At 66.9% G+C, this 20,367-nt stretch carries 20 protein-coding genes, 1 tRNA gene and 1 pseudogene; 13 read left to right on the forward strand and 9 right to left on the reverse strand.

Annotated features, from left to right (window positions below):
• The first annotated feature begins 97 nt into the window (after window positions 1-97).
• The 8 genes from M8R19_RS19655 (at window position 98) to M8R19_RS19690 (ending at window position 9,905) form a co-directional block, all read left to right on the forward strand.
• A complete protein-coding gene (locus M8R19_RS19655) occupies window positions 98-292 on the forward strand; it encodes a hypothetical protein (RefSeq protein ID WP_249918669.1) in 195 nt (64 codons plus the stop codon).
• 169 nt (window positions 293-461) lie between these two features.
• On the forward strand, window positions 462-3,557 hold the full coding sequence (gene fdnG / locus M8R19_RS19660; protein WP_143096600.1) for a formate dehydrogenase-N subunit alpha: 3,096 nt from the start codon (window positions 462-464) through the stop codon (window positions 3,555-3,557).
• The gene (fdxH, locus tag M8R19_RS19665) at window positions 3,554-4,486 is read left to right on the forward strand and encodes a formate dehydrogenase subunit beta (RefSeq protein ID WP_074982833.1); all 933 of its coding nucleotides are present in this window, start codon (window positions 3,554-3,556) and stop codon (window positions 4,484-4,486) included. Before fdnG ends, fdxH begins: the two co-directional genes overlap by 4 nt.
• Window positions 4,487-4,567: 81 nt before the next feature.
• Window positions 4,568-5,194: a formate dehydrogenase subunit gamma gene (locus M8R19_RS19670; protein ID WP_249918670.1), complete on the forward strand. Its 627-nt coding sequence runs from the start codon at window positions 4,568-4,570 to the stop codon at window positions 5,192-5,194.
• Window positions 5,195-5,370: 176 nt separating this feature from the next.
• Window positions 5,371-6,303, forward strand: a complete 933-nt coding sequence (fdhE, locus tag M8R19_RS19675) for a formate dehydrogenase accessory protein FdhE (RefSeq protein ID WP_249918671.1) — start codon at window positions 5,371-5,373, stop codon at window positions 6,301-6,303.
• Between the two features lie 95 nt (window positions 6,304-6,398).
• Complete coding sequence (gene selA, locus M8R19_RS19680; protein ID WP_249918672.1) at window positions 6,399-7,805, forward strand: L-seryl-tRNA(Sec) selenium transferase; 1,407 nt, start codon at window positions 6,399-6,401, stop codon at window positions 7,803-7,805.
• Entirely contained in the window at window positions 7,802-9,727 is a 1,926-nt protein-coding gene (gene selB / locus M8R19_RS19685; protein ID WP_249918673.1) for a selenocysteine-specific translation elongation factor, read from the forward strand. The genes selA and selB overlap by 4 nt, the downstream gene beginning before the upstream one ends.
• 82 nt (window positions 9,728-9,809) lie before the next feature.
• Window positions 9,810-9,905: transfer RNA gene (locus tag M8R19_RS19690), tRNA-Sec, on the forward strand.
• A 37-nt stretch (window positions 9,906-9,942) separates the two neighbouring features.
• On the opposite strand, the gene M8R19_RS19695 is transcribed toward M8R19_RS19690, so the two are convergent.
• Window positions 9,943-10,200 (reverse strand): hypothetical protein, encoded by a 258-nt coding sequence (locus M8R19_RS19695; RefSeq protein ID WP_074982844.1) that lies wholly within the window; start codon window positions 10,198-10,200, stop codon window positions 9,943-9,945.
• Window positions 10,201-10,380: 180 nt separating this feature from the next.
• On the opposite strand from M8R19_RS19695, the gene M8R19_RS19700 reads away from it, so the two are divergent.
• The gene (locus M8R19_RS19700) at window positions 10,381-10,677 is read left to right on the forward strand and encodes an XRE family transcriptional regulator (protein ID WP_249918674.1); all 297 of its coding nucleotides are present in this window, start codon (window positions 10,381-10,383) and stop codon (window positions 10,675-10,677) included.
• Window positions 10,678-10,802: 125 nt separating this feature from the next.
• On the opposite strand, the gene M8R19_RS19705 is transcribed toward M8R19_RS19700, so the two are convergent.
• Window positions 10,803-11,132, reverse strand: a complete 330-nt coding sequence (locus M8R19_RS19705; protein WP_249918675.1) for an excalibur calcium-binding domain-containing protein — start codon at window positions 11,130-11,132, stop codon at window positions 10,803-10,805.
• A gap of 132 nt (window positions 11,133-11,264) precedes the next feature.
• On the reverse strand, window positions 11,265-11,861 hold the full coding sequence (locus tag M8R19_RS19710; RefSeq protein ID WP_249918676.1) for a GrpB family protein: 597 nt from the start codon (window positions 11,859-11,861) through the stop codon (window positions 11,265-11,267).
• Between the two features lie 473 nt (window positions 11,862-12,334).
• On the opposite strand from M8R19_RS19710, the gene M8R19_RS19715 reads away from it, so the two are divergent.
• The 3 genes and pseudogenes from M8R19_RS19715 to M8R19_RS33305 form a co-directional block, all read left to right on the forward strand.
• On the forward strand, window positions 12,335-12,799 hold the full coding sequence (locus M8R19_RS19715; RefSeq protein ID WP_074982848.1) for a MarR family winged helix-turn-helix transcriptional regulator: 465 nt from the start codon (window positions 12,335-12,337) through the stop codon (window positions 12,797-12,799).
• On the forward strand, window positions 12,796-15,081 hold the full coding sequence (locus M8R19_RS19720) for an ATP-binding cassette domain-containing protein (protein WP_249918677.1): 2,286 nt from the start codon (window positions 12,796-12,798) through the stop codon (window positions 15,079-15,081). The genes M8R19_RS19715 and M8R19_RS19720 overlap by 4 nt, the downstream gene beginning before the upstream one ends.
• An 8-nt stretch (window positions 15,082-15,089) precedes the next feature.
• Window positions 15,090-15,176 (forward strand): annotated as a pseudogene (locus tag M8R19_RS33305) (LysR family transcriptional regulator); the annotation flags it as partial.
• 544 nt (window positions 15,177-15,720) lie between these two features.
• Here the strand turns inward: M8R19_RS33305 and M8R19_RS19730 are convergent.
• Window positions 15,721-16,395, reverse strand: coding sequence for a M15 family metallopeptidase (locus M8R19_RS19730; protein ID WP_083426807.1), 675 nt, complete (start codon window positions 16,393-16,395; stop codon window positions 15,721-15,723).
• 190 nt (window positions 16,396-16,585) lie between these two features.
• Between M8R19_RS19730 and M8R19_RS19735 the strand changes: the two genes are divergently transcribed.
• Entirely contained in the window at window positions 16,586-18,211 is a 1,626-nt protein-coding gene (locus M8R19_RS19735) for a methyl-accepting chemotaxis protein (protein WP_074982850.1), read from the forward strand.
• Between the two features lie 7 nt (window positions 18,212-18,218).
• Here M8R19_RS19735 and M8R19_RS19740 read toward each other — a convergent pair whose 3' ends face one another.
• The 5 genes from M8R19_RS19740 to M8R19_RS19760 form a co-directional block, all read right to left on the reverse strand.
• Window positions 18,219-18,425, reverse strand: a complete 207-nt coding sequence (locus M8R19_RS19740; RefSeq protein ID WP_009613244.1) for a hypothetical protein — start codon at window positions 18,423-18,425, stop codon at window positions 18,219-18,221.
• Between the two features lie 72 nt (window positions 18,426-18,497).
• Window positions 18,498-18,962 carry a glycine cleavage system protein H gene (locus tag M8R19_RS19745; protein ID WP_074982852.1) on the reverse strand — a complete coding sequence of 155 codons (465 nt, stop codon included), beginning with the start codon at window positions 18,960-18,962 and terminating at the stop codon, window positions 18,498-18,500.
• Window positions 18,959-19,333 (reverse strand): DsrE family protein, encoded by a 375-nt coding sequence (locus M8R19_RS19750; RefSeq protein ID WP_249918678.1) that lies wholly within the window; start codon window positions 19,331-19,333, stop codon window positions 18,959-18,961. The genes M8R19_RS19745 and M8R19_RS19750 overlap by 4 nt, the downstream gene beginning before the upstream one ends.
• The gene (locus M8R19_RS19755) at window positions 19,320-19,805 is read right to left on the reverse strand and encodes a GNAT family N-acetyltransferase (protein WP_249918679.1); all 486 of its coding nucleotides are present in this window, start codon (window positions 19,803-19,805) and stop codon (window positions 19,320-19,322) included. Before M8R19_RS19755 ends, M8R19_RS19750 begins: the two co-directional genes overlap by 14 nt.
• Window positions 19,802-20,365: a DUF4136 domain-containing protein gene (locus M8R19_RS19760; protein ID WP_249918680.1), complete on the reverse strand. Its 564-nt coding sequence runs from the start codon at window positions 20,363-20,365 to the stop codon at window positions 19,802-19,804. The genes M8R19_RS19755 and M8R19_RS19760 overlap by 4 nt, the downstream gene beginning before the upstream one ends.
• Window positions 20,366-20,367: the final 2 nt, after the last annotated feature.

Below are 20,367 nucleotides of genomic sequence, written 5' to 3' on the forward strand. Positions count from 1 at the left end.
CGTGCTTGACAGCTGGCGCAGCGGGCACACACTGGAACGGCGGGGTGGCAGCTTTCGCCGCCCCCGGTTCCCTGACAGGCTTGCGCGGGAGGTTGTCATGAACAGCACAAGAAGAAAGCACCTGCGGCACTACCGCCACTACCTGCTCGCCGCGCTGCTGGGCCTGCTCCTGCTGGGCCTGCACGAGAGCGTCAACCAGGACCTGCAGCCCTCCTGCCTGGGCGATGACGGCCAGTTGATCTGCTCCTATCCCTCGCGCGCCGACCTGCAGGTACTGCTCTATTTCCGCTGATCCGCCCCCGCGCGCTGACCCGGGTCAGGGAAGCGAATCGGTCTTTTCAGGCAGAGTGATCGCCCGCGCCTGATGGCGCTGCCTGGCGCAATGCGTCAGGTTGGCTATCTTTTAAACAGAGGCGCCTGGCCAGGTACTGGGCGCCCTTTGCCTGATCAGGAGACGCACGATGGATATGAACCGTCGGCAATTCTTCAAGGTCGCCGCCGTCGGCCTTGGAGGATCAAGCCTTGCGGCCCTCGGCATGGCGCCCCCGGAGGCCTTCGCCGAACAGATCCGCCACTTCAAGCTCGAACGCACCACCGAGACCCGCAACACCTGCACCTATTGCTCGGTAGGCTGCGGCATCCTCATGTACAGCCAGGGCGACGCGGCCAAGAACGTCACCCAGAACATCATCCACATCGAGGGCGACGGCGACCACCCGGTCAACCGCGGCACCCTCTGCCCGAAAGGCGCGGGCCTGCTGGACTTCGTCCACAGCCCCAACCGCCTGAAGTACCCGCAGATCCGCGAGCCCGGCTCCGGCGAGTGGAAGCGCATCGAGTGGGACGAGGCGCTGGACCGCATCGCCCGCCTGATGAAGGACGACCGCGACGCCAACTTCATCGAGAAGAACGCCCAGGGCCAGACGGTGAACCGCTGGCTGACCACCGGCTTCCTGGCCGCCTCGGCGTCTTCCAACGAAGCGGGCTACATCACCCACAAGGTGGTGCGTTCCCTCGGCATCCTGGGGTTCGATAACCAAGCGCGTGTCTGACACGGCCCGACGGTGGCAAGTCTTGCCCCGACGTTTGGCCGTGGAGCCATGACCAACCACTGGACCGACATCAAGAATGCCGATCTGATCCTCATCATGGGCGGCAACGCGGCCGAGGCGCACCCCTGCGGCTTCAAATGGGTGACCGAAGCCAAGGCGCACAACAAGGCGCGCCTGCTGGTGGTGGACCCGCGCTTCACCCGCTCAGCCTCGGTGGCCGACTACTACGCGCCCATCCGCACGGGGACGGACATCGCCTTCCTCGGCGGCCTGATCAGCTACCTGATCGAGAACGGCAAGTACCAGAAGGAATACGTCGAGCACTACACCGACGCCGCCTTCATCGTGCAGGAAGGCTTCGGCTTCGAGGACGGCCTGTTCAACGGCTACGACGCCGAGAAGCGCAGCTACCCGGACAAGTCCGCGTGGAACTACGAGCGCGGCGAGGACGGCTTCGCCAAGGTCGACCCCACGCTGCAGCACCCGCGCTGCGTGTTCAACCTGCTGCGCCAGCACTACAGCCGCTACACGCCGGACGTGGTCAGCAACATCTGCGGCACGCCCAAGGACATGATGCTCAAGGTCTGGGCCGAGATCGCCGAGACCTCGGCCCCCGGCAAGGCCATGACCATCATGTACGCCCTGGGCTGGACGCAGCACTCGGTGGGTGCGCAGATGATCCGCACCGGCGCCATGGTGCAGCTGCTGCTGGGCAACATCGGCATGCCCGGCGGCGGCATGAACGCCCTGCGCGGGCACTCCAACATCCAGGGCCTGACCGACCTGGGGCTGCTGTCCAACTCGTTGCCCGGCTACCTGACCCTGGCCATGGACGCCGAGCAGGACTACGCCGCCTACATCGCCAAGCGCACCGCCAAGCCGCTGCGCCCGGGGCAACTGTCCTACTGGCAGAACTACAGCAAGTTCCACGTCAGCCTGATGAAGTCCTGGTTCGGCAAGGCCGCCACGGCGGAGAACAACTGGTGCTTCGACTGGCTGCCCAAGCTCGACATGCCCGGCGCCGGCTACGACGTGCTGCGGGTGTTCGACATGATGTACCAGGGCAAGGTCAACGGGTACTTCTGCCAGGGCTTCAACCCCATCGCCTCGTTCCCCAACAAGGGCAAGGTCGGCGCCGCGCTGGCCAAGCTCAAGTGGCTGGTGATCATGGACCCGCTGGCCACCGAGACCTCGGAGTTCTGGCGCAACGCCGGCGATTTCAACAACGTCGACACCCAGGCCATCCAGACCACGGTGATCCGCCTGCCCACCACCTGCTTCGCCGAGGAGGACGGCTCCATCGTCAACTCCGGGCGCTGGCTGCAGTGGCACTGGAAGGGCGGCGAGCCGCCGGGCCAGGCGCGCCCGGACATCGCCATCATGGCCGGGCTGTACCACCGCCTGCGCGAGCTGTACACGAAGGAGGGCGGCAAGTTCCCCGACGCCATCCTCGGCCTCGACTGGCCCTACCTGCGCCCGGACGAGCCGAGCCCCGAAGAGCTGGCCAAGGAGTACAACGGCAAGGCCCTGGCCGACCTGGTTGACCCGAAGAACGGCATGGTCCTGGCCAAGGCCGGCGAGCAGTTGCCCGGCTTCGCGTTGCTGCGCGACGACGGCAGCACCACCAGCGGCTGCTGGATCTTCGCCGGTTCCTGGACGCAGCAGGGCAACCAGATGGCCCGCCGCGACAACGCCGACCCCTACGCCATGGGCCAGACCCTCGGCTGGGCCTGGGCCTGGCCGGCCAACCGGCGCATCCTCTACAACCGCGCCTCGGCCGACCTTGCCGGCAAGCCGTGGGACCCCGAGAAGAAACGCCTGGTGTGGTGGAACGGCAAGGCCTGGGGCGGCACCGACGTGCCCGACTACAAGCCCGACGTGCCGCCGGAAGCGGGCATGAACCCGTTCATCATGAACCCCGAGGGGGTGGCGCGCTTCTTCGCCGTGGACAAGATGGCCGAGGGGCCCTTCCCCGAGCACTACGAGCCGTTCGAGACGCCCATCGGCATCAACCCGCTGCACAAGGACAACCCCAAGGCCACCAGCAACCCGGCCGCGCGGGTGTTCAAGAACGATATGGAAGTCTTCGGCAAGGCCGACGAGTTCCCCTACGCGGCCACCACCTACCGCCTCACCGAGCACTTCCACTTCTGGACCAAGCATTGCCGGCTGAACGCTATCACCCAGCCGGAGCAGTTCGTGGAAATCGGCGAGGTACTGGCCAAGGAACTGGGGATTGCTGCCGGCGACCGCGTGAAGGTCTCCTCCAACCGCGGCTACATCAAGGCCGTGGCGGTGGTGACCAAGCGCATCCGCCCGCTGCAGGTCGACGGCAAGACCGTGCACCACGTCGGCATCCCGCTGCACTGGGGCTTCGCCGGGGTGGCGCGCAACGGCTACCTGACCAACACCCTGACGCCCTTCGTCGGCGACGGGAACACGCAGACGCCGGAGTTCAAGTCGTTCCTGGTCAACGTCGAGAAAATCAGCGGAGGTGAGGCATGAGCACGCAAGACATCAGTGCCCGTTCGGCCACCACCACGCCGATGCCCTCGGTGCGCAACCAGCAGGAAGTGGCCAAGCTCATCGACGTGTCCAAGTGCATCGGCTGCAAGGCCTGCCAGGTGGCCTGCTCGGAATGGAACGAGCTGCGCGACGAGGTGGGCCACAACCACGGGGTGTACGACAACCCGCTGGACCTGACGGCCGACTCCTGGACGGTGATGCGCTTCACCGAGCACGAGAACCCCAACGGCAACCTTGAATGGCTGATCCGCAAGGACGGCTGCATGCACTGCGCCGAGCCGGGCTGCCTGAAGGCCTGCCCGAGCCCAGGGGCGATCGTGAAATACGCCAACGGCATCGTCGACTTCAACCAGGACCACTGCATCGGCTGCGGCTACTGCATCACCGGCTGCCCGTTCAACATCCCGCGCATCTCGCAGAAGGACCACAAGGCCTACAAGTGCACCCTGTGTTCCGACCGCGTGAGCGTGGGCATGGAGCCGGCCTGCGTGAAGACCTGCCCCACCGGCGCCATCGTCTTCGGCACCAAGGACGCCATGAAGGAGCACGCCGCCGAACGCATCGAGGACCTCAAGTCGCGCGGCTTCGAGCACGCCGGGCTGTATGACCCCGAAGGCGTCGGCGGCACCCACGTGATGTACGTGCTGCACCACAACGACCAGCCCTCGCTGTACGCCGGCCTGCCCGACAAGCCGGCCATCAGCCCGATGGTCAGCCTGTGGAAGGGCATCACCAAGCCGCTGGGCCTGCTGGCCATGGGCGCGGTGGTGCTCGCCGGGTTCTTCCACTACACCCGCATCGGCCCCAACCGCACGGAAGAGGATGAGCAGCCGGGGCCGGACCCGGAGGCGCCGGTACACAAGGTCGACCCTTCGGTGCACCGCTATGACCCGCGCGACCCGCGTTGAGCCCATGCACCGAACAGCCCCCTCTCCCGTCGGGGAGAGGGTTGGGGAGAGGGCGCTCGTCGGCCCTCAGAGGAGCCCAGCATGAAAAAAGACATCCAACGCTATACCGCCAACGAGCGCAGCAACCACTGGCTGGTGGCGATCTTCTTCATCCTCGCCGGCCTGTCGGGGCTGGCGCTGTTCCACCCGGCGCTGTTCTGGCTCAGCAGCCTGTTCGGCGGCGGGCCCTGGACGCGCATCCTGCACCCCTTCCTGGGGCTGGCGATGTTCGTGTTCTTCCTCGGCCTGGTGCTGCGCTTCGCCCACCACAACCTGCTCGACCGCAGCGACGTGCAATGGCTGAAGCAGTGGCGCGACGTGGTCGGCAACCACGAGGAGAACCTCCCCGCGGTGGGCCGCTACAACGCCGGGCAGAAGCTGCTGTTCTGGGTCCTGCTGCTGTGCATGCTGGCGCTGCTGGTGACCGGCCTGGTGATCTGGCGCCAGTACTTCAGCGCCTGGTTCGGCATCGAGGTCATTCGCCTGTCCGCGCTGCTGCACGCCTTCGCCGCCTTCGTGCTGATCAGCAGCATCATCGTGCACATCTATGCCGGCATCTGGGTCAAGGGCTCCATGGGCGCGATGCTCTATGGTTGGGTCAGCCGCGCCTGGGCCCGCAAGCACCACGCCGCCTGGCTGAAAAGCGTGGACAAGGGCGAGGGCCACTGACCGATCTGCCCTCCTGCAGGAGCGAGCTTGCTCGCGAACCCTCATGGGCACGGCATCCACCCATACACCGAACAATCCCCTCTCCCTTCAGGGAGAGGGTTAGGGAGAGGGAACCCACGCCGGCCCAGGGCTCGGCCTTCACTCCCTCTCCAAAGCCCATCGCAAAGGAGTCCTGCGTGCCAGGCCAAATCCTCGAACCCGGCCAGATCGAAGCCGCCGCCAACATCCCCCCGTTCCTCAAGCTGCCCGCGCCACAGCTCTTCACCCTGCGTGGCCAGCGCCTGCGCCAGCTCGCCGAAGGCCACCCCCTGGGCGACTACCTGAGCCTGCTGGCCGAGTTGTGCGACATCCAGCAACACCTGCTCGACAACCCACCGCCGCTGCCCATGCCCGACGAAGCCGCCCTGCGCCGCAGCGTCGAACACGGCATGCCGCCGCTGGGCTTCGAAGTGCTGGTGCGCGAAGGCGCCTGGCTGGCGCTGCTCGACCCGCTGCTGCAGGCCTTCGCCACCAGCCCGGCCAGCCCCATCGCCGATGCCCTGCAGCAACTGCGCAAGGCCGACGCCGGCCAGCGCAAGGCCTGGGCCCTGGCCCTGCTCAACGGTCAGTTCGACCTGTTGCCGGCGGCCCTGGTGCCCTTCCTCGGCGCCACCCTGCAGGTCGCCTTCAGCCACTGGCTGCTGCGCCTGCCCGAAGGCCTGCTCAGCGAGCGCGAGGAACAGACCCTCTGCCCGGCCTGCGGCTCGCCGCCGGTGGCCGGCGTCATCCACAATCGCGGCAAGTACAACGGCCTGCGCTACCTGGCCTGCTCGCTGTGCTCCTGCCAGTGGCACTACGTGCGCATCAAGTGCAGCCACTGCCGACAGAGCAAGGGCCTGTTCTACCTGTCGGAGCAGAGCGACAGCCGCGAGGTCATCCATGCCCCGCTGCGCGCCGAGGTCTGCCCCAACTGCCAGGCCTACCTCAAGCAGTGCTACCTGGAGCACGACGAAGCCGCCGAGCCCCAGGCCGACGACCTCGCCAGCCTGGCCCTGGACATCCGCCTGGCCGAGGAAGGCTACCTGCGCAGCGCGCCCAACCTGCTGCTGTCACCCGGCGGCGCAGACTGACCTAGACTGCATCCAGACCCCCGTAGGATGGGTTGAGGAGCCCGCGACGATACCCATCGCCTCCCCAACCCTCGAAGCACCAGACAGGACCGCGCATGACCTCCGCCCGCCTGCCCTCCATCGACCGCCTGCTGCGCAGCCCGGCCTGCGCTCCCCTGCAACAGCGCTACGGCCGCGAAGCCCTGCTCGGCACCCTGCGCGACCTGCTCGACGAACTGCGCGAGCCGGCCCGCCACGGCCAGCTCGCCGCCGTGGAACTGAGCGAAGCGGTGCTCGCCGGCCGCGCCGGCGAACGCCTGGCCGCGCACCACGCCAGCCGTGTGCGGCGGGTGTTCAACCTCACCGGCACCGTGCTGCACACCAACCTCGGCCGCGCCCTGCTGCCGGAAGAAGCCATCGAAGCCATCACAATGGCTGCGCGCTACCCGCTCAACCTGGAATTCGACCTGGCCAGCGGCAGGCGCGGCGACCGCGACGACCTCATCACCGGGCTGATCCGCGAGCTGACCGGCGCCGAGGCGGTCACCGTGGTCAACAACAACGCCGCCGCCGTGCTGCTGGCGCTCAACAGCCTGGGCGCGCGCAAGGAAGGCATCATCTCCCGCGGCGAACTGATCGAGATCGGCGGCGCCTTCCGCATCCCCGACATCATGGCCCGCGCCGGGGTGAAACTGGTCGAGGTCGGCACCACCAACCGCACCCACGCCAAGGACTACGAAGCCGCCATCGGCCCGCGCTCGGGCCTGCTCATGCGCGTGCACACCAGCAACTACAGCGTGCAGGGCTTTACCGCCAGCGTCGCCACCCGCGACCTCGCCGGCATCGCCCACGCCCACGGCCTGCCGCTGCTGGAAGACCTGGGCAGCGGCACCCTGGTCGACCTGACGCGCTGGGGCCTGCCCAAGGAACCGACCGTGCAGGAAGCCCTGAAGGACGGCGCCGACATCGTCACCTTCAGCGGCGACAAACTCCTCGGCGGCCCCCAGGCCGGGCTCATCCTCGGCAGCAGGGAACTCATCGGGCGGATCAAGAAGAACCCGCTCAAGCGCGCCCTGCGCGTGGACAAGCTGACCCTCGCCGCGCTGGAAGCCGTGCTCGGCCTGTACCGCGACCCCGACCGGCTGGCCGAACGCCTCACCACCCTGCGCCTGCTCAGCCGCCCGCAAGCCGACATCCAGGCCCAGGCCGCGCGCCTGGCACCGCTGCTCGCCGTACAACTGGGCGCCAACTGGGCGGTGAGCGCGGAAGCCGCCCTGGGCATGATCGGCAGCGGCGCCCAGCCGGTGGCGCGTCTGCCCAGCGCCGCCCTGGCGCTGCGTCCGCAAAGCAACAAACGCCTGCGCGGCCGCGCCCTGCGCGAACTGGAAGAACGCCTGCGCGGCCTGCCGATCCCGGTGCTCGGGCGCATCGACGACGACACCCTGTGGCTCGACCTGCGCCAGCTCGACGACGAGGCCGCCTTCCTCGCGCAACTGCCGCTGCTGGCGGAGGGCGAGGCTTGATCGTCGGCACCGCCGGGCACATCGACCACGGCAAGACCGCCCTGCTGCGCGCGCTCACCGGCGTGGAAGGCGACCGCCGCCCGGCCGAGCGCGAACGCGGCATCACCATCGACCTGGGCTACGTCTACGCCGACCTCGGCGACGGCGCGCTGACCGGCTTCATCGACGTGCCCGGCCACGAGCGCTTCGTCCACAACATGCTGGCCGGCGCCAGCGGCATCGACCTGGTGCTGCTGGTGGTGGCCGCCGACGACGGCGTGATGCCGCAGACCCGCGAGCACCTGGCCATCGTCGAACTGCTCGGCATCCCCCGCGCCCTGGTGGCCCTGAGCAAGGCCGACCGCGTCAGCCCGCAGCGCCTGGCCGAGGCCCGCGCCGAAGTGGAAAGCCTGCTGGCTGTTGGGCCGCTGGCCGGCGCGCCGATCTACCCGGTTTCCAGCGTCACGGGGGAGGGCGTGGACGCCCTGCGCCAGGTCCTGGCCAAGGCCGCCCGCGAGGTCCATGAGCGCTCCAGCCAAGGAGGCTTCCGCCTGGCCGTGGACCGCGCCTTCAGCGTCAGCGGCGCCGGCCTGGTGGTCACCGGCACGGCCTTCTCCGGCAGCGTGAAGGTGGGCGACGAACTCCTTCTAGGCAACGCCGGCCGCCCGGTGCGCGTGCGCGGCCTGCACGCCCAGAACCGTGCCGCCGAGCAGGCCCACGCCGGCCAGCGGGTGGCGGTCAACATCGCCGGCGAACGCCTGGGCCCGGACCAGGTGAAGCGCGGCGACTGGCTGCTGGCGCCGGAACTGCACGCGCCCACCACCCGCATCGACATCAACCTGCAACTGCTCCCCGGCGAACCCCGCGCCCTGGCCCACTGGGCGCCGCTGCACGTGCACCTGGGCGCCCAGGACGTGACCGGCCGCGTCGCCCTGCTGGAAGACGAACGCCTGGCGCCGGGCGAAAGAGCCTTCGCGCAGCTCGTGCTGAACGCTCCCGTGCAAACCGTGCACGGCGACCGCCTGGTGCTGCGCGACCAATCCGCCCAACGCACCCTCGGCGGCGGCCGCGTGCTCGACCCCTTCGCCCCGGCCCGCAACCGCCGCAGCCCGGAGCGTCTGGCACAACTCCAGGCCCTGCGCGGCGAAGGCCTGGAACAGGCCCTGCCGGTGCTGCTGCAACACGCCGACAACGGCCTGGACCCCAAACTGCTGGCCCGCCAGTTCAACCGCCCCCGGGCAAGCTGGCAATTGCCCGCCGAACTGGTGGAAATCCCCACCCGCGGCGGCCCGCGCCTGTTCACCGCCGAACGCTGGCAAGCCCTGGGCGAACACCTGCTGCAAGCCCTGGCCCGCTTCCACGCCGAACAACCCGACGAACTCGGCCCCGACCGCGACCGCCTGCGCCGCTACGCCTTCGCGCAACTGGAACGCCCGATCTTCATCGCCCTGCTGGAACAGGCCCTGGCCAGCAAAACCGTGGAAAGCAGCGGCCCCTGGCTGCACCTGCCGAACCACCGCGTACAGCTGGGCGCCGAAGACGAAGCCCTGCGCGAACGCATCCGCCCCCTGCTGCAAGCCGGCGCCTACGACCCGCCCTGGACCCGCGACCTGGCCCGCGAACTGCAGGTCGACGAAGCCGCCATGCGCCTGCTGCTGCGCAAACTCGCCCGCCTCGGCCAACTGCACCAGGTGGTGAAAGACCTGTTCTACCCCGACGAAACCCTCCGCCAACTGGCCCGACAAGCCCTGCAACTCCACGCCGAACAAGGCCTGATCCGTGCCGCCGCCTTCCGCGACCGCATCGGCATAGGCCGCAAGCGCAGCATCCAGCTACTGGAATACTTCGACCGCATCGGCTTTACCCGGCGGTTCGGCAATGAGCGGAGGGTTCGGGAGGATTCGGCGTTGGCGCTGCAGGCCACGGAAAATTCGGAGGTATGACAACCGCAGGCTGTGGCCAGCGTCGACACAAAGATGGCAACATCCAAGCGCCACTCTCTGGCGCAAAGGCGCAAGCCAACACGGAAGGCAATCACGCCCGGTGGCGTGGCCGGGCTTCAAACCCGGTGGGGGACGGCAGCCGTTCCTGGGTGAGTTCGACTCTCACTGCCTTCCGCCACTTCCCTCCGATTATTCTGTCTTCGCTGCGATAACTTTCAGGTTTCGCTGGCTGGCGTCTCGTCGTCGATTACTTGCAGGCTGTGGATATCGCTCCATAGCAATTCTTCCGGAAAACGTCGTGGGTCTTTTGGATCGCGGACCAGGAAGTAGGGGCGTTCATCCTCCAGCGTCAGTGCTACCCCTACGATGCGCACGCGGTAGCTTTCCCGGTAGGGTGCCTCATGCAGGGGAACGTCCACATCGATGGTCTTGCCCAACATAGCCATGGCAGTAGAAGCGTCGAATTTGATCATCGCGAATTTCATCCGTGAGATGCCTAGTGCGACCAGGCTGTGAGTACTTCCACATGCTCAGCCTTTACTGCACTATGCGAGGTGGTGTTTTGATTTAACTCGAGTCAATTTAGCTCTAGTCGAAATTGATCTTATTTGGCTTGAGTCATTTTGGCTATAGCTTATATAGATGAATTTCTTATGATCAAAGAGCGCGTCATAACCATTCTCTCGTGGACAGACATACGCCTCCCCAAGCTTGAGGAAATGACAGGCATTAGCCGGTACACCTGGAGCAACCTGAAGAACCCTTCGAAAAACCGGGAGATCAAGGAAGAGGAAATCCTGGCCATCGCCAAGGTATTTCCTCAGTTTCGCTGGTGGATTTTGACGGGGGAGGTAATGCCAGAGATTGGCCAGACGAGCCCTGGCTATGAAGAGGAGAGGGCTGATCGAAGCTCCTCTCCTGGGGCGTGCGCGGGCTCATCCGACTCGTAAGGAGGCCGGCTGGGAACGAACGTTTGGCTGCCGCACCCGTAGGATGGCGTTGAGCGCAGCGATACCCATCATTGGCGGCATGGGTTCACGCCCCGGCCTGGCGTTGGTTGCCCGGCCCAATCACGCTACATCCTGCACCACTGTTCCTCACAGGGAATCCCATCCCCGTCCCCATCCATCTTCATCCCCGGACAACTGCGTAGAAACGCCTTGGCCTCGGCGCAGGAGGTCATTTGCGAGCAGTACTTGCGGCCATCGCAGCGGACATTGAGAGCAGGGCTGGCGGGTGTGGTGCTTGCCGCCGGCGGCATCAGGTCGGTGGTCGGTTCGTCGGCATCATCCGCGACGCTCATCGGGGCCGGCTTTGAGCGGGAGAAATGGTTCTGCCAGGACGGGTTGTCCATGTACTGCCAGGCGAGCAGGGCGAGGGCGATCAGCAGAATCCATTTCTTCATGAGGTTCACCGAGTCCTGGGGGATGGGCGGATTCTAGTGGCGAACCCGCAGGCATTGCACTGCGTAGGATGGCGTTGAGCGTAGCGATACCCATCACCGTGACCGCATGGGTATCGCTGCGCTCAACCCATCCTACGTTCTGGCTCCCTGTACCGGTCCACCTGAGTCGCGGCCCTCTTGCAGGGCCTTGCCCAGTATCCGGGCCACCAACTCGTCCTTGCCTTGCGTGTAGGCCTCGCGGTCGGTGGGGAAGCGTTCTGCCAGTTGTTCCTTGAGGCGTTGGTATTCCGCCGCGTCCTGCGGATGGTTGCGCAGCCAGTTGCGGAAGATCAGGTGGCGGTCGGCGTCGGCCAGGTTCATGACGTGGACGTGGTGGGTTCTGCCCTGGCCCTGGGGCGGCATGCCCTTGACGAAGAACATCCGCTGCGGCGCCGGGTTGTCGCGCCAGTATTGGTAGCCGAGGGCTTCCAGCGGGGCGACCAGGCTTTGCCAGTCGGCGTCGGGCGGGGGGAGCAGGAGGATGTCGATGATCGGCTTGGCCTTCAGGCCGGGCACCGCCGTGCTGCCGAAGTGTTCGATCTTCAGGCCGGGCAGGGACAGGGCGGTGGCGATGGCATCGGCTTCCTCGGCGAAGCGCCGGGGCCAGTCCGGGTTGGCTTCTGCCAGTTCGATGCGGTCGGCTTCGGCGTTGCTCCAGCGTTGGCCGTCGAAGGTGGGGGGCTGGGTCATGGGGTGTCCTGGCTGAGGGGCTGTCGTTCGACGTTCGGGCCGGTGCGCAGGTTCATCGTCGTTGTTAGGGCTTCTTCCTTTGTTCCTTGATTCGGTGGCGCTTGTGCTGAAGTCGGCAGTGGTGATGCCGGCCTTCTCCGCAACCTGACGGGCGACAGCGATGAGGTCTCCTCAATCTTCGGCAGTAGAGTAATTGTTCAGCAGAACGATACCGATGACACCGGTGTTGTAGCGCACCAGGCTCGATCCCTGTGGAGCGCGTGGCCGAAGGGCTATGGAAGGCACCGCGGAAGCCGGCGATCGAGTAGCGACCGGGGCGGCAAGCTGCCGCCCCAGTGCGCGATGGCGTGGTTTCTTGGCAGTTGGGGAGGCAGCACAGATTACACATATGATTTCCATATAGAAATCATATGTGTAAAATATACCTGAATCCACTTGAGTAAAGTTGCATTAAAGCAACTTGTTGTATTTCCATGACCACAGTTCAGCCTGACGAAGAACCCGGTGCTCTGGAGAATGCACTCTCGCACCTCCAGTGCATCCTCGTGGCGCGACGCACCCGCTACACGCCCGAGGCGGTGAGTTGGGCCCAGTACGACATTCTGGAACTGCTGCGCCTGCAAGGCCCCATGACACCCTCGCTGCTGGGTGACAAGCTGGGCGCGGCGCGTACCGGCATCTCCAAGTCCCTGCGCGTGCTCAAGGACCTCAAGTTGGTGGAGCAAATGCAGGGCGACGGGGACCGTCGCGAGCAGGTCACCGCGTTGACGCGGCGAGGGCGCGACTTCCTCGTGCGCGCCGCCACAGGCAGGCGCGACGCGGCACAGTGCGCCATGGCCGCGCTGACGCCCGGTGAGCAGGCCATGTTTACGGAGCTTTGCGAGAAGGTCAGCGCGGCATTGACCGCGCATGACGCCGAACAGGAAACGCGCCCATGAGCCCCGTACACACCCCGTACCGCGACATGGAGATCATCGGCGCGCGCAACAATAACCTGTGCAGCGTCACCCTGAAGGTTCCCAAGCACTGCCTTACGGTGTTCACCGGCGTATCCGGCTCGGGGAAGTCCTCACTGGTGTTCGACACGATCGCGGCCGAGTCCCAGCGCCAGCTCAACGAAAGCCACAGCGCCTTCGTGCGACACCGACTGCCGCACTACGGCCAGCCGCAGGCCGACGCCTTGCGCAATCTGCCAGCATCCATCGTGGTCGATCAGAAACCGCTGGGCGGCAATGCGCGCTCGACGGTAGGGACGGCCACCGACATACAGCCGTTGCTGCGGCTGCTGTTCTCGCGCCTGGGCCAGCCTTTCGTGGGCTACTCGAATGTGTTCTCGTTCAATCACCCGCAGGGGATGTGCCCGACCTGCCAGGGGCTGGGCTGGGTGGACGAGCTGGGCCTTGACCTTCTGTTCGACTGCAGCAAGTCCCTGAACCAGGGGGCGATCCGATTCCCCACATTTGCCCGCGGCACGTTCCGCTGGAAACGCTATGCCTGCTCCGGCCTGTTCGATTGTGACAAGCCGCTGGCCGACTACAGCCCGGACGAATGGCAGACGCTGCTGTATGCCGACGATCTTGCCGTGAGCAGTCCGCTGCCCGGATGGCCGTCATCGGCGCGGTTTCAGGGTGTTGTTCCGCGCTTTCGGCGCGCCTATCTGGACCATGAGCCCAGCCGCCTGACCCCCGCCGAGCGCGAGGGGCTTGCCCGCGTCATCACACGCCAGCGCTGCCCGGACTGTGGGGGCGCGCGGCTCAATCCGGCCATCCTGTCCTGCAAGATCAACGGCAAGTCCATCGCGGACTGCGCCAGCCTGGAGATTGCCGACCTGTTGGCCTTCATCCGGACGATCGGCGCCGAATCCGTTGCGACGGTGCTGGCAGCCATCGTCGAAAGACTGGAACAGATGCGCGCCATCGGCCTGGACTACCTCAGCCTGGGCCGGGAGACCGCCAGTTTGTCGGGTGGGGAATCCCAGCGCGTGAAGATGGTTCGCCACCTGGGCAGCAGCCTGGCCGACATCGCCTACATCTTCGACGAGCCCAGCGTGGGGTTGCATCCGCGCGATGTCCACCAACTCAACACCTTGCTGCGTGGACTACGCGACAAGGGCAACACCGTCCTGGTGGTGGAGCACGACCCGGACGTCATCGCCATTGCCGACCATGTGGTGGACATGGGGCCTGGCGCCGGGAAGGATGGCGGCCAGGTGGTGTACCAGGGCGACTACGCAGGTCTGCGGCAGGCCGATACCCTGACGGGGCGTTACCTGCGACGGGCCACCCCCCTGAAACGCGAGCCGCGCGCGCCGACGGGGCAGATCGCCTTGCATGGCCTTTCGCTGCACAACCTGCGCGATGTCAGCGTATCCATACCCACGGGCGTGCTGAGCGTAGTGACGGGCGTTGCCGGCTCCGGTAAAAGCACGCTCGTCAACCGCCTGCTGCCGCGCCATTGCCCGCAGGCCATCCTGATCGATCAGAAAGGCCTGGGAGGAACGCGGCGTTCGTCGGTGGCAAGCTACGTCTGCGTGCTCGACGAGATTCGCGCGGGCTTTGCGAAGCCCAGCGGCCAACCCGCCAGCCTGTTCAGCAGCAATGCCCAGGGCGCTTGTCCGGCCTGCAAGGGCCTGGGGCTGGTCCAGACCGACCTTGCTTTCATGGACAGCGTGGAAACGCCGTGCGATGCCTGTGGCGCCACGGGGTTCAACGAGGCGGCACGCGCGATCACCTGGCTGGGCTGCAATATCGCCCAGGTTCTGGCCTTATCGGTGGAGCAGGCGCTGCGGCATTTCCAGTCCTGCCGGGACATTTCCGAACCCTTGCAGCGGCTCTCCAAAGTGGGGCTGGGCTATCTGACGCTGGGACAGCGCTTGAGCACCCTGTCCGGCGGCGAACGCCAGCGTTTGAAACTGGCGTCCAGATTGGCGGAGGAAGGCAGCCTGTACGTCTTCGACGAGCCTACATCCGGTCTGCATATGTCTGATGTCGATCGGCTGCTTGCCATTCTCGACGGTCTCACGCAGCGAGGCGCCACCGTCATCGTGGTTGAGCACAACCTGGATGTCATGGCTCATGCCGACTGGTTGATCGAGATGGGGCCGGGAGCAGGCAAGCAAGGCGGGCGGATCATTTTCGAGGGTTTGCCCGCAGCGATGATCAGCGATCCGGAATCCGTGACGGGGCCATTTCTTCGGCGCCATTTGTCCGGGACGCGGTGAGGTGAGACATGGAGCTTCGGCACTTGCGCTGCTTCCTGGTCGCGGCCGAAGAACTACGCTTCTCACGGGCTGCTGAGCGTTTACATATCGAGCGACGGGCACACCGATGGCGCGACTGCGAAAACCTCACCTCTGGCAAGCCTATCCCGAGACTCTGGTCCAGAGTCTGGCGGTACGCAGGGCTGCGCAACTCTGCGGCATCAACAAGAACGTCGGCCGCATGGGTATCGCTGCGCTCAACCCATCCTACGTTCTGGCTCCCTGTACCCGCCCGCCTGAGTCGCTGCCCTGTGCCTGTCGTTGGTGCAGGGCCTTGCCCAGTATCCGTGCCACTAGCTCGTCCTTGCCTTGCTTGTAGGCCTTGCGGTCGGTAGCGAACTGCTCGGCGAGCCGTTCCTTGAGGTGCTGGTATGCGGATGGCTGCGCAGCCAGTTGCGGAAGATCAGGTGGCGGTCGGCTTCGGCGTTGCTCCAGCGTTGGCCGTCGAAGGTGGGGGCTGGGTCATGGGGTGTCCTGGTTGAGGGGTTGACTGTAGGAGCGAGCTTGCTCGCGAACGTGTTATCCGGTGATTGCGGAGTTTGGGCGGTTCGTGAGCAAGAACTAGGCGTCCCCCTCGCTCCTACGAAAAGCGTGCGCTAGCTATTTCACGGGGAAGTCGAAGGCGGTGTTGGGGTAGGGCTCTTGCTTCAACGTGTAGTGCCACCACTCGTTGGCGTAGGGTTCGAAGCCGTGGCGTTGCATGGCGCTGCGCAGGGTTTCGCGGTTGCGCGTCTGTTGCACGGTGATCAGGTTGGTGCCGTGGTGGGAGATGGGGCCGAAGAAGTCGAAGTGGCTGCCCATGTCCAGTTCCTGGCCGGTCCTGGCATCGACCAGTGTGAGGTCCACCGTGCTGCCGCGGCAGTGGGCGGATTTCTTGGCGATGTAGCCGTCGCGGAACAGTGCCGCCTTGTCCAGGTGCGGGTAGTAGCGGTCCTTGGTGCGGGTGTCGGCCAGGTCTGCGGCCCAGCGCTGGAAGTGGGCCACGGCGCGTTGCGGGCGGTAGCCGTCGAAGAGTTTCAGTTGCAGGCCGCTCAGGGCGACGTCGCGTTCCACCTCGGCCAGGGCCGTGGCCGCTTCCTTCGTGAGGATCACCCGTGGGCTTTCGTAGCCGTCGATGCGGCTGCCGACGAAGTTGTCGCCGCTGTAGTAGCGCGCTTCGTAATGGGCGTGCTGCAGCACCTGGTCGAGGTAGACGAAGCCGGGTTGCGCCGGCTGGTCGGCGTTGGCGCCGAGGCTGGCCAGCAGCAGGAGCAGGGCGAGGGCGTGGCGGAGCATCCGGCCTCCGGGCGTGGGGTTTCTTTCACCCTAGCAGCCCTTTCCTGGGACGCATCTCTCGAAATGGCGGGATTTTTCCTACTCAATCCTCAGGTCCAGTTCCTCCCGGGTGGGCCGATCCATTCGCCGAGACGAGCGGATCGCGGTTGTGCGGTCCGCGCACGAGTTCGAGCAGCCCAGGAGAGATGCGATGCTCAACCAGATCCGCGTACGTACCCGCCTGCTGTCGCTGGCGTTCCTGCCCCTGCTGGTGCTGGCCGGGGTGATGGCGCTGGCGGCGTACAACGCCGACCGGCTCAACGATGATTTCGACGAGCTGTTCAACGACCGCATGCGCCCGGTGAACCGGCTCAACCTGATCTCCAACGCCTATGCGGTGAACATGGTGGATGCGCTGCACAAGTACCGCTCCGGGGTGATCGACGTGGACGATTTGCGCGGCGCCATCGGCGGGGCGCGCAAGACCATCGCGGACTCCTGGCGCCTGGTGCAGGACAGCAAGATGACCGATGCCGAGCAGCAGATGGTGGCCGGCATCCGCGCGCGCATGGCCGCGGTGGACAAGCTGGTGGACGCGCTGCAGGCGCAGACCGACGGCAGCCTGCGCGGCGAGAGCGACGCCGGCTTCATCCGGCGCCTGTATGCGGCCTTCGACCCGCTGGGGGATGCGCTGGAGGAGCTGGCCCAGCTGCAGGTCCGCGAGGGCGAAAGGCTGAGCCAGGCCTCCACCGCGCGTTACCAGGCGATGAAGGCCAGCTTCGTGGCCATCGCCGTGGTGGTGCTGGTCGGCATGCTGCTGTTCAGCCTGCTGGTCAGCCGCTCGATCAACCGCCCGCTGGAACAACTGGGCCGGACCATCGCCACGGTGCAGCGCAATTCCGACCTGAGCCTGCGCGCCGAGGCCGTGGGCCGCGACGAGCTGGCGCAGACCGCCCAGGCCTTCAACACCATGCTCGAACACTTCCAGCGGCTGATCCGCCACCTGGGCGGCGCCTCGGTGCAGCTGGCCAGCGCGTCGGAGGAGATGAGCGCCATCAGCGCCCAGGTCAGCGATGCCGCCAACGGCCAGGGCGACCAGACCGCCATGGTCGCCACCGCCGTGCACGAGATGAGCGCCGCGGTGCAGCAGGTGGCGGAGAACGCCCTGGACATGGCGCGGGTGGCCGAGGACGTGCGCCGCGAGGCGCATCAGGGCACCGAGCTGGTGGAGGCCAACCTGGGCGCCATCGAGCGTCTGTCGCAGGCGGTGCAGGAGAGCGCCGAGGTGATCGACCGCCTGCACAGCCAGAGCGACGAGATCGGCAGCGTGCTGGGGGTGATCCAGAGCATCGCCGAGCAGACCAACCTGCTGGCGCTCAACGCCGCCATCGAGGCGGCGCGGGCCGGCGAGGCCGGGCGCGGGTTCGCCGTGGTGGCCGACGAGGTGCGCAGCCTGGCGAGCAACACGCAGAAGGCCACCGAGTCGATCCGCGGCATGATCGATTCGCTGCAGAGCGGCGCGCGCCAGGCGGTGGGCGTGATGCAGGAATCCCGCGAGCGGGCCGGGGACAGCGTGCGGCATTCGCGCGAGTCCGGCGAGGCGCTGCGGCACATCGCCAATGCCATCGACCGCATCGCCGACGGCAACGCGCAGATTTCCACCGCCACCGAGGAGCAGACGGCGGTGGCCCATGAGATCAGCCAGAACATCACCCAGCTCAACGACAGCATCCAGAGCGTGGTGGAGAACGCCGAGCAGAGCGCCGCGGCGAGCCTGGAGCTGGCGCGCCTGGCGGTCGAGCAACAGCAGCAGTTGGCGGGCTTCCGGGTGGACTAGGGCGCCCTTACTGGCCCATCAGCAGGCGCTGCTGCTGGGACGAGAAGCCGCCCTGTTGCTGGAACTGCGCGCCCATCATGGGCTGCCGTTCGACGTCGTCGAGGCCGAAGGATTCCTTCACCGGCGACTCGATGGCGCCGAGGTTGTAGCTGCTCTGCCCGGCGCAGCCGGAGAGGGCGAGCAGAGCGAGGACGAGCGCGGGAAGCCGGGGCATGGTGGACTCCTTCTGTGGGGGAGTTTGCGGATCGCACAGCCTAGGCCGACGAAGCTTATGGCTGGCTTAAGCTCAGTCGCGGCGCAGGGCCTGGACGTCGTTGCCCTCGGGGTCGAAGGCATCCAGGCGCATGCGTTCGGCGAAGGCCTCCAGCGCCGCCTGGCCGCTGACGAAGCCGGCCTTGGCGGCGGCCCAGTCGTCCGGGCGCAGGCGCACCATCCAGCCTTCGCCGTAGCAGTCGAGGTTGATCAGCCCGGGGCGGCGCTGCACTTCCTCGTTGCTTACCAGCAGGGTGCCGGCCAGCGGGCAGCGGGCCGAAGAGGCGGCCTTGGCGAACTCCACCACGCCGAAGCTGCGGTCGTGCTCGATGTGCCAGCCGTCGCGCTTGGGGGTGAAGGCGAAGATCTGCCCGTAGAGCGCGCAGCCATAGGCGCTCAGGCCGAGGGTCACGGCGCCGTCGGCTTCTTCGCGCAGCCACAGGTTGTAGTCCGGGGCGTAGAGCAGGTCGTCGGGGAATTCCAGGCCATGCAGTTTCACAGGGTCAGCACCCGGTTGTATTCGAGGATCATCCGCGCCAGTTCGCCGCCGCTGGCGATTTCGTCGATTTCGCCGATCAGCGCGCTTTCGTCGATGGGCACGCCGGGGGCGCGGCACATCAGCAGGCGCGCGCCGGCTTCCTTGGCCTGCTGGATGAAGTGGCTGAGCGGCTCGCCGCCAGGGGCGGCGTAGAGGTTGTCCACCACGTCCTGGCGCGCCAGTTGCACGCCCTCGCCGCTGAGGAAGAGCGTCACCTCGGCGTCCATGCAGGCCAGCAGGGTGGCGGTGTAGAAGGGCGCGGCGCAGCGCGCCGGGGTGCTCGGGCCGCTGCTGACGATGATCAGCACGCGCTGGATGTCAGGCTGGTCCAAGGGCTTTCTCCATCTGCACCAGGGCCACGCGGCGGCCGTCCGGCGCCTGGCGCTCGACGATGCCCACCGGGCGATAGCCCAGGCCGGCGTAGAGCAGCAGGCCGCCGGCGTTGTCGTTGAAGCAGGAGATTTTCATCAGCGGTGCAGCGTAGTCACGCCGGGCGAGCTCTTCCATGACGCCGATCAGGTAGCGCGCCACGCCGTGCCCGCGGGCCCAGGGCGCGACCATCATGTTGCCCAGCGCGCAGTACTCGCCGGGCAGGCTCTGGTAGAAGTTGGCGAAGCCGGCGGCGCGGCCGTCGAGCAGGGCCAGGGTGCTGGCGCGGCGCTCGGCCACGGCGGCGGCCAGCTGTTCGACGCTGAACGGCCAGCGGGCCTTGGGGTAGGCGTAGAAAAGCTCGTCGGCGTCACGCACGAAGCCGGCCACCTCGGCGAGGTCGCCGGCTTCCACGGGGCGATGCTGCAGGCTCATCCGCGCGGCGGGTACTGGGCGAGGACCTTCTGCACGGTCTCGCGGATCGCCGCTTCGCGCTCGGCCGGGGTCGGCGGGCTGCTGCGCATGATCTGCTCGCCGCTGCCGCGCCACACCAGCTTGCCGTCCTTGCCGTCGAGCAGGTCGACCTGGATGGTGGCGACCTTGTAGGTCACGGTGCGCGACTCGGCCATCGCCGGGCCGCCCCAGTAGCCGCCCCAATAGCCGTTCCAGTAGCCGCCGGTGTAGGTGGTGACCTGGTCCTGGCGCTGGTCGACGATCAGGTAGGCGCGCACCGTCACGTCGGGCGCCGCGCTGCCCTGGGTCGGGCGCAGGCCGCGCTGGTCGAGCTGGTCGGCCACCGCCGAGCGGATGCGTTGCTCGGTGAGGTCGCTCTTGATGCGCGGGTCGTCCGGGCGGTATTCGAAGGCCGGTTGCGCCCAGGCCCAGCTGCGGTACGCGGCGAAGTCGCGGCTGGAATCGTAGTCGCGGTTGAGGTTGACGGTCTCACAGGCGGCGAGGCCCAGCATCAGGCCCAGCAACAGCAGGCGGCGGATCATGA

The organism is Pseudomonas sp. R3.Fl, from assembly GCF_023516765.1.
GTDB lineage: Bacteria > Pseudomonadota > Gammaproteobacteria > Pseudomonadales > Pseudomonadaceae > Pseudomonas > Pseudomonas citronellolis.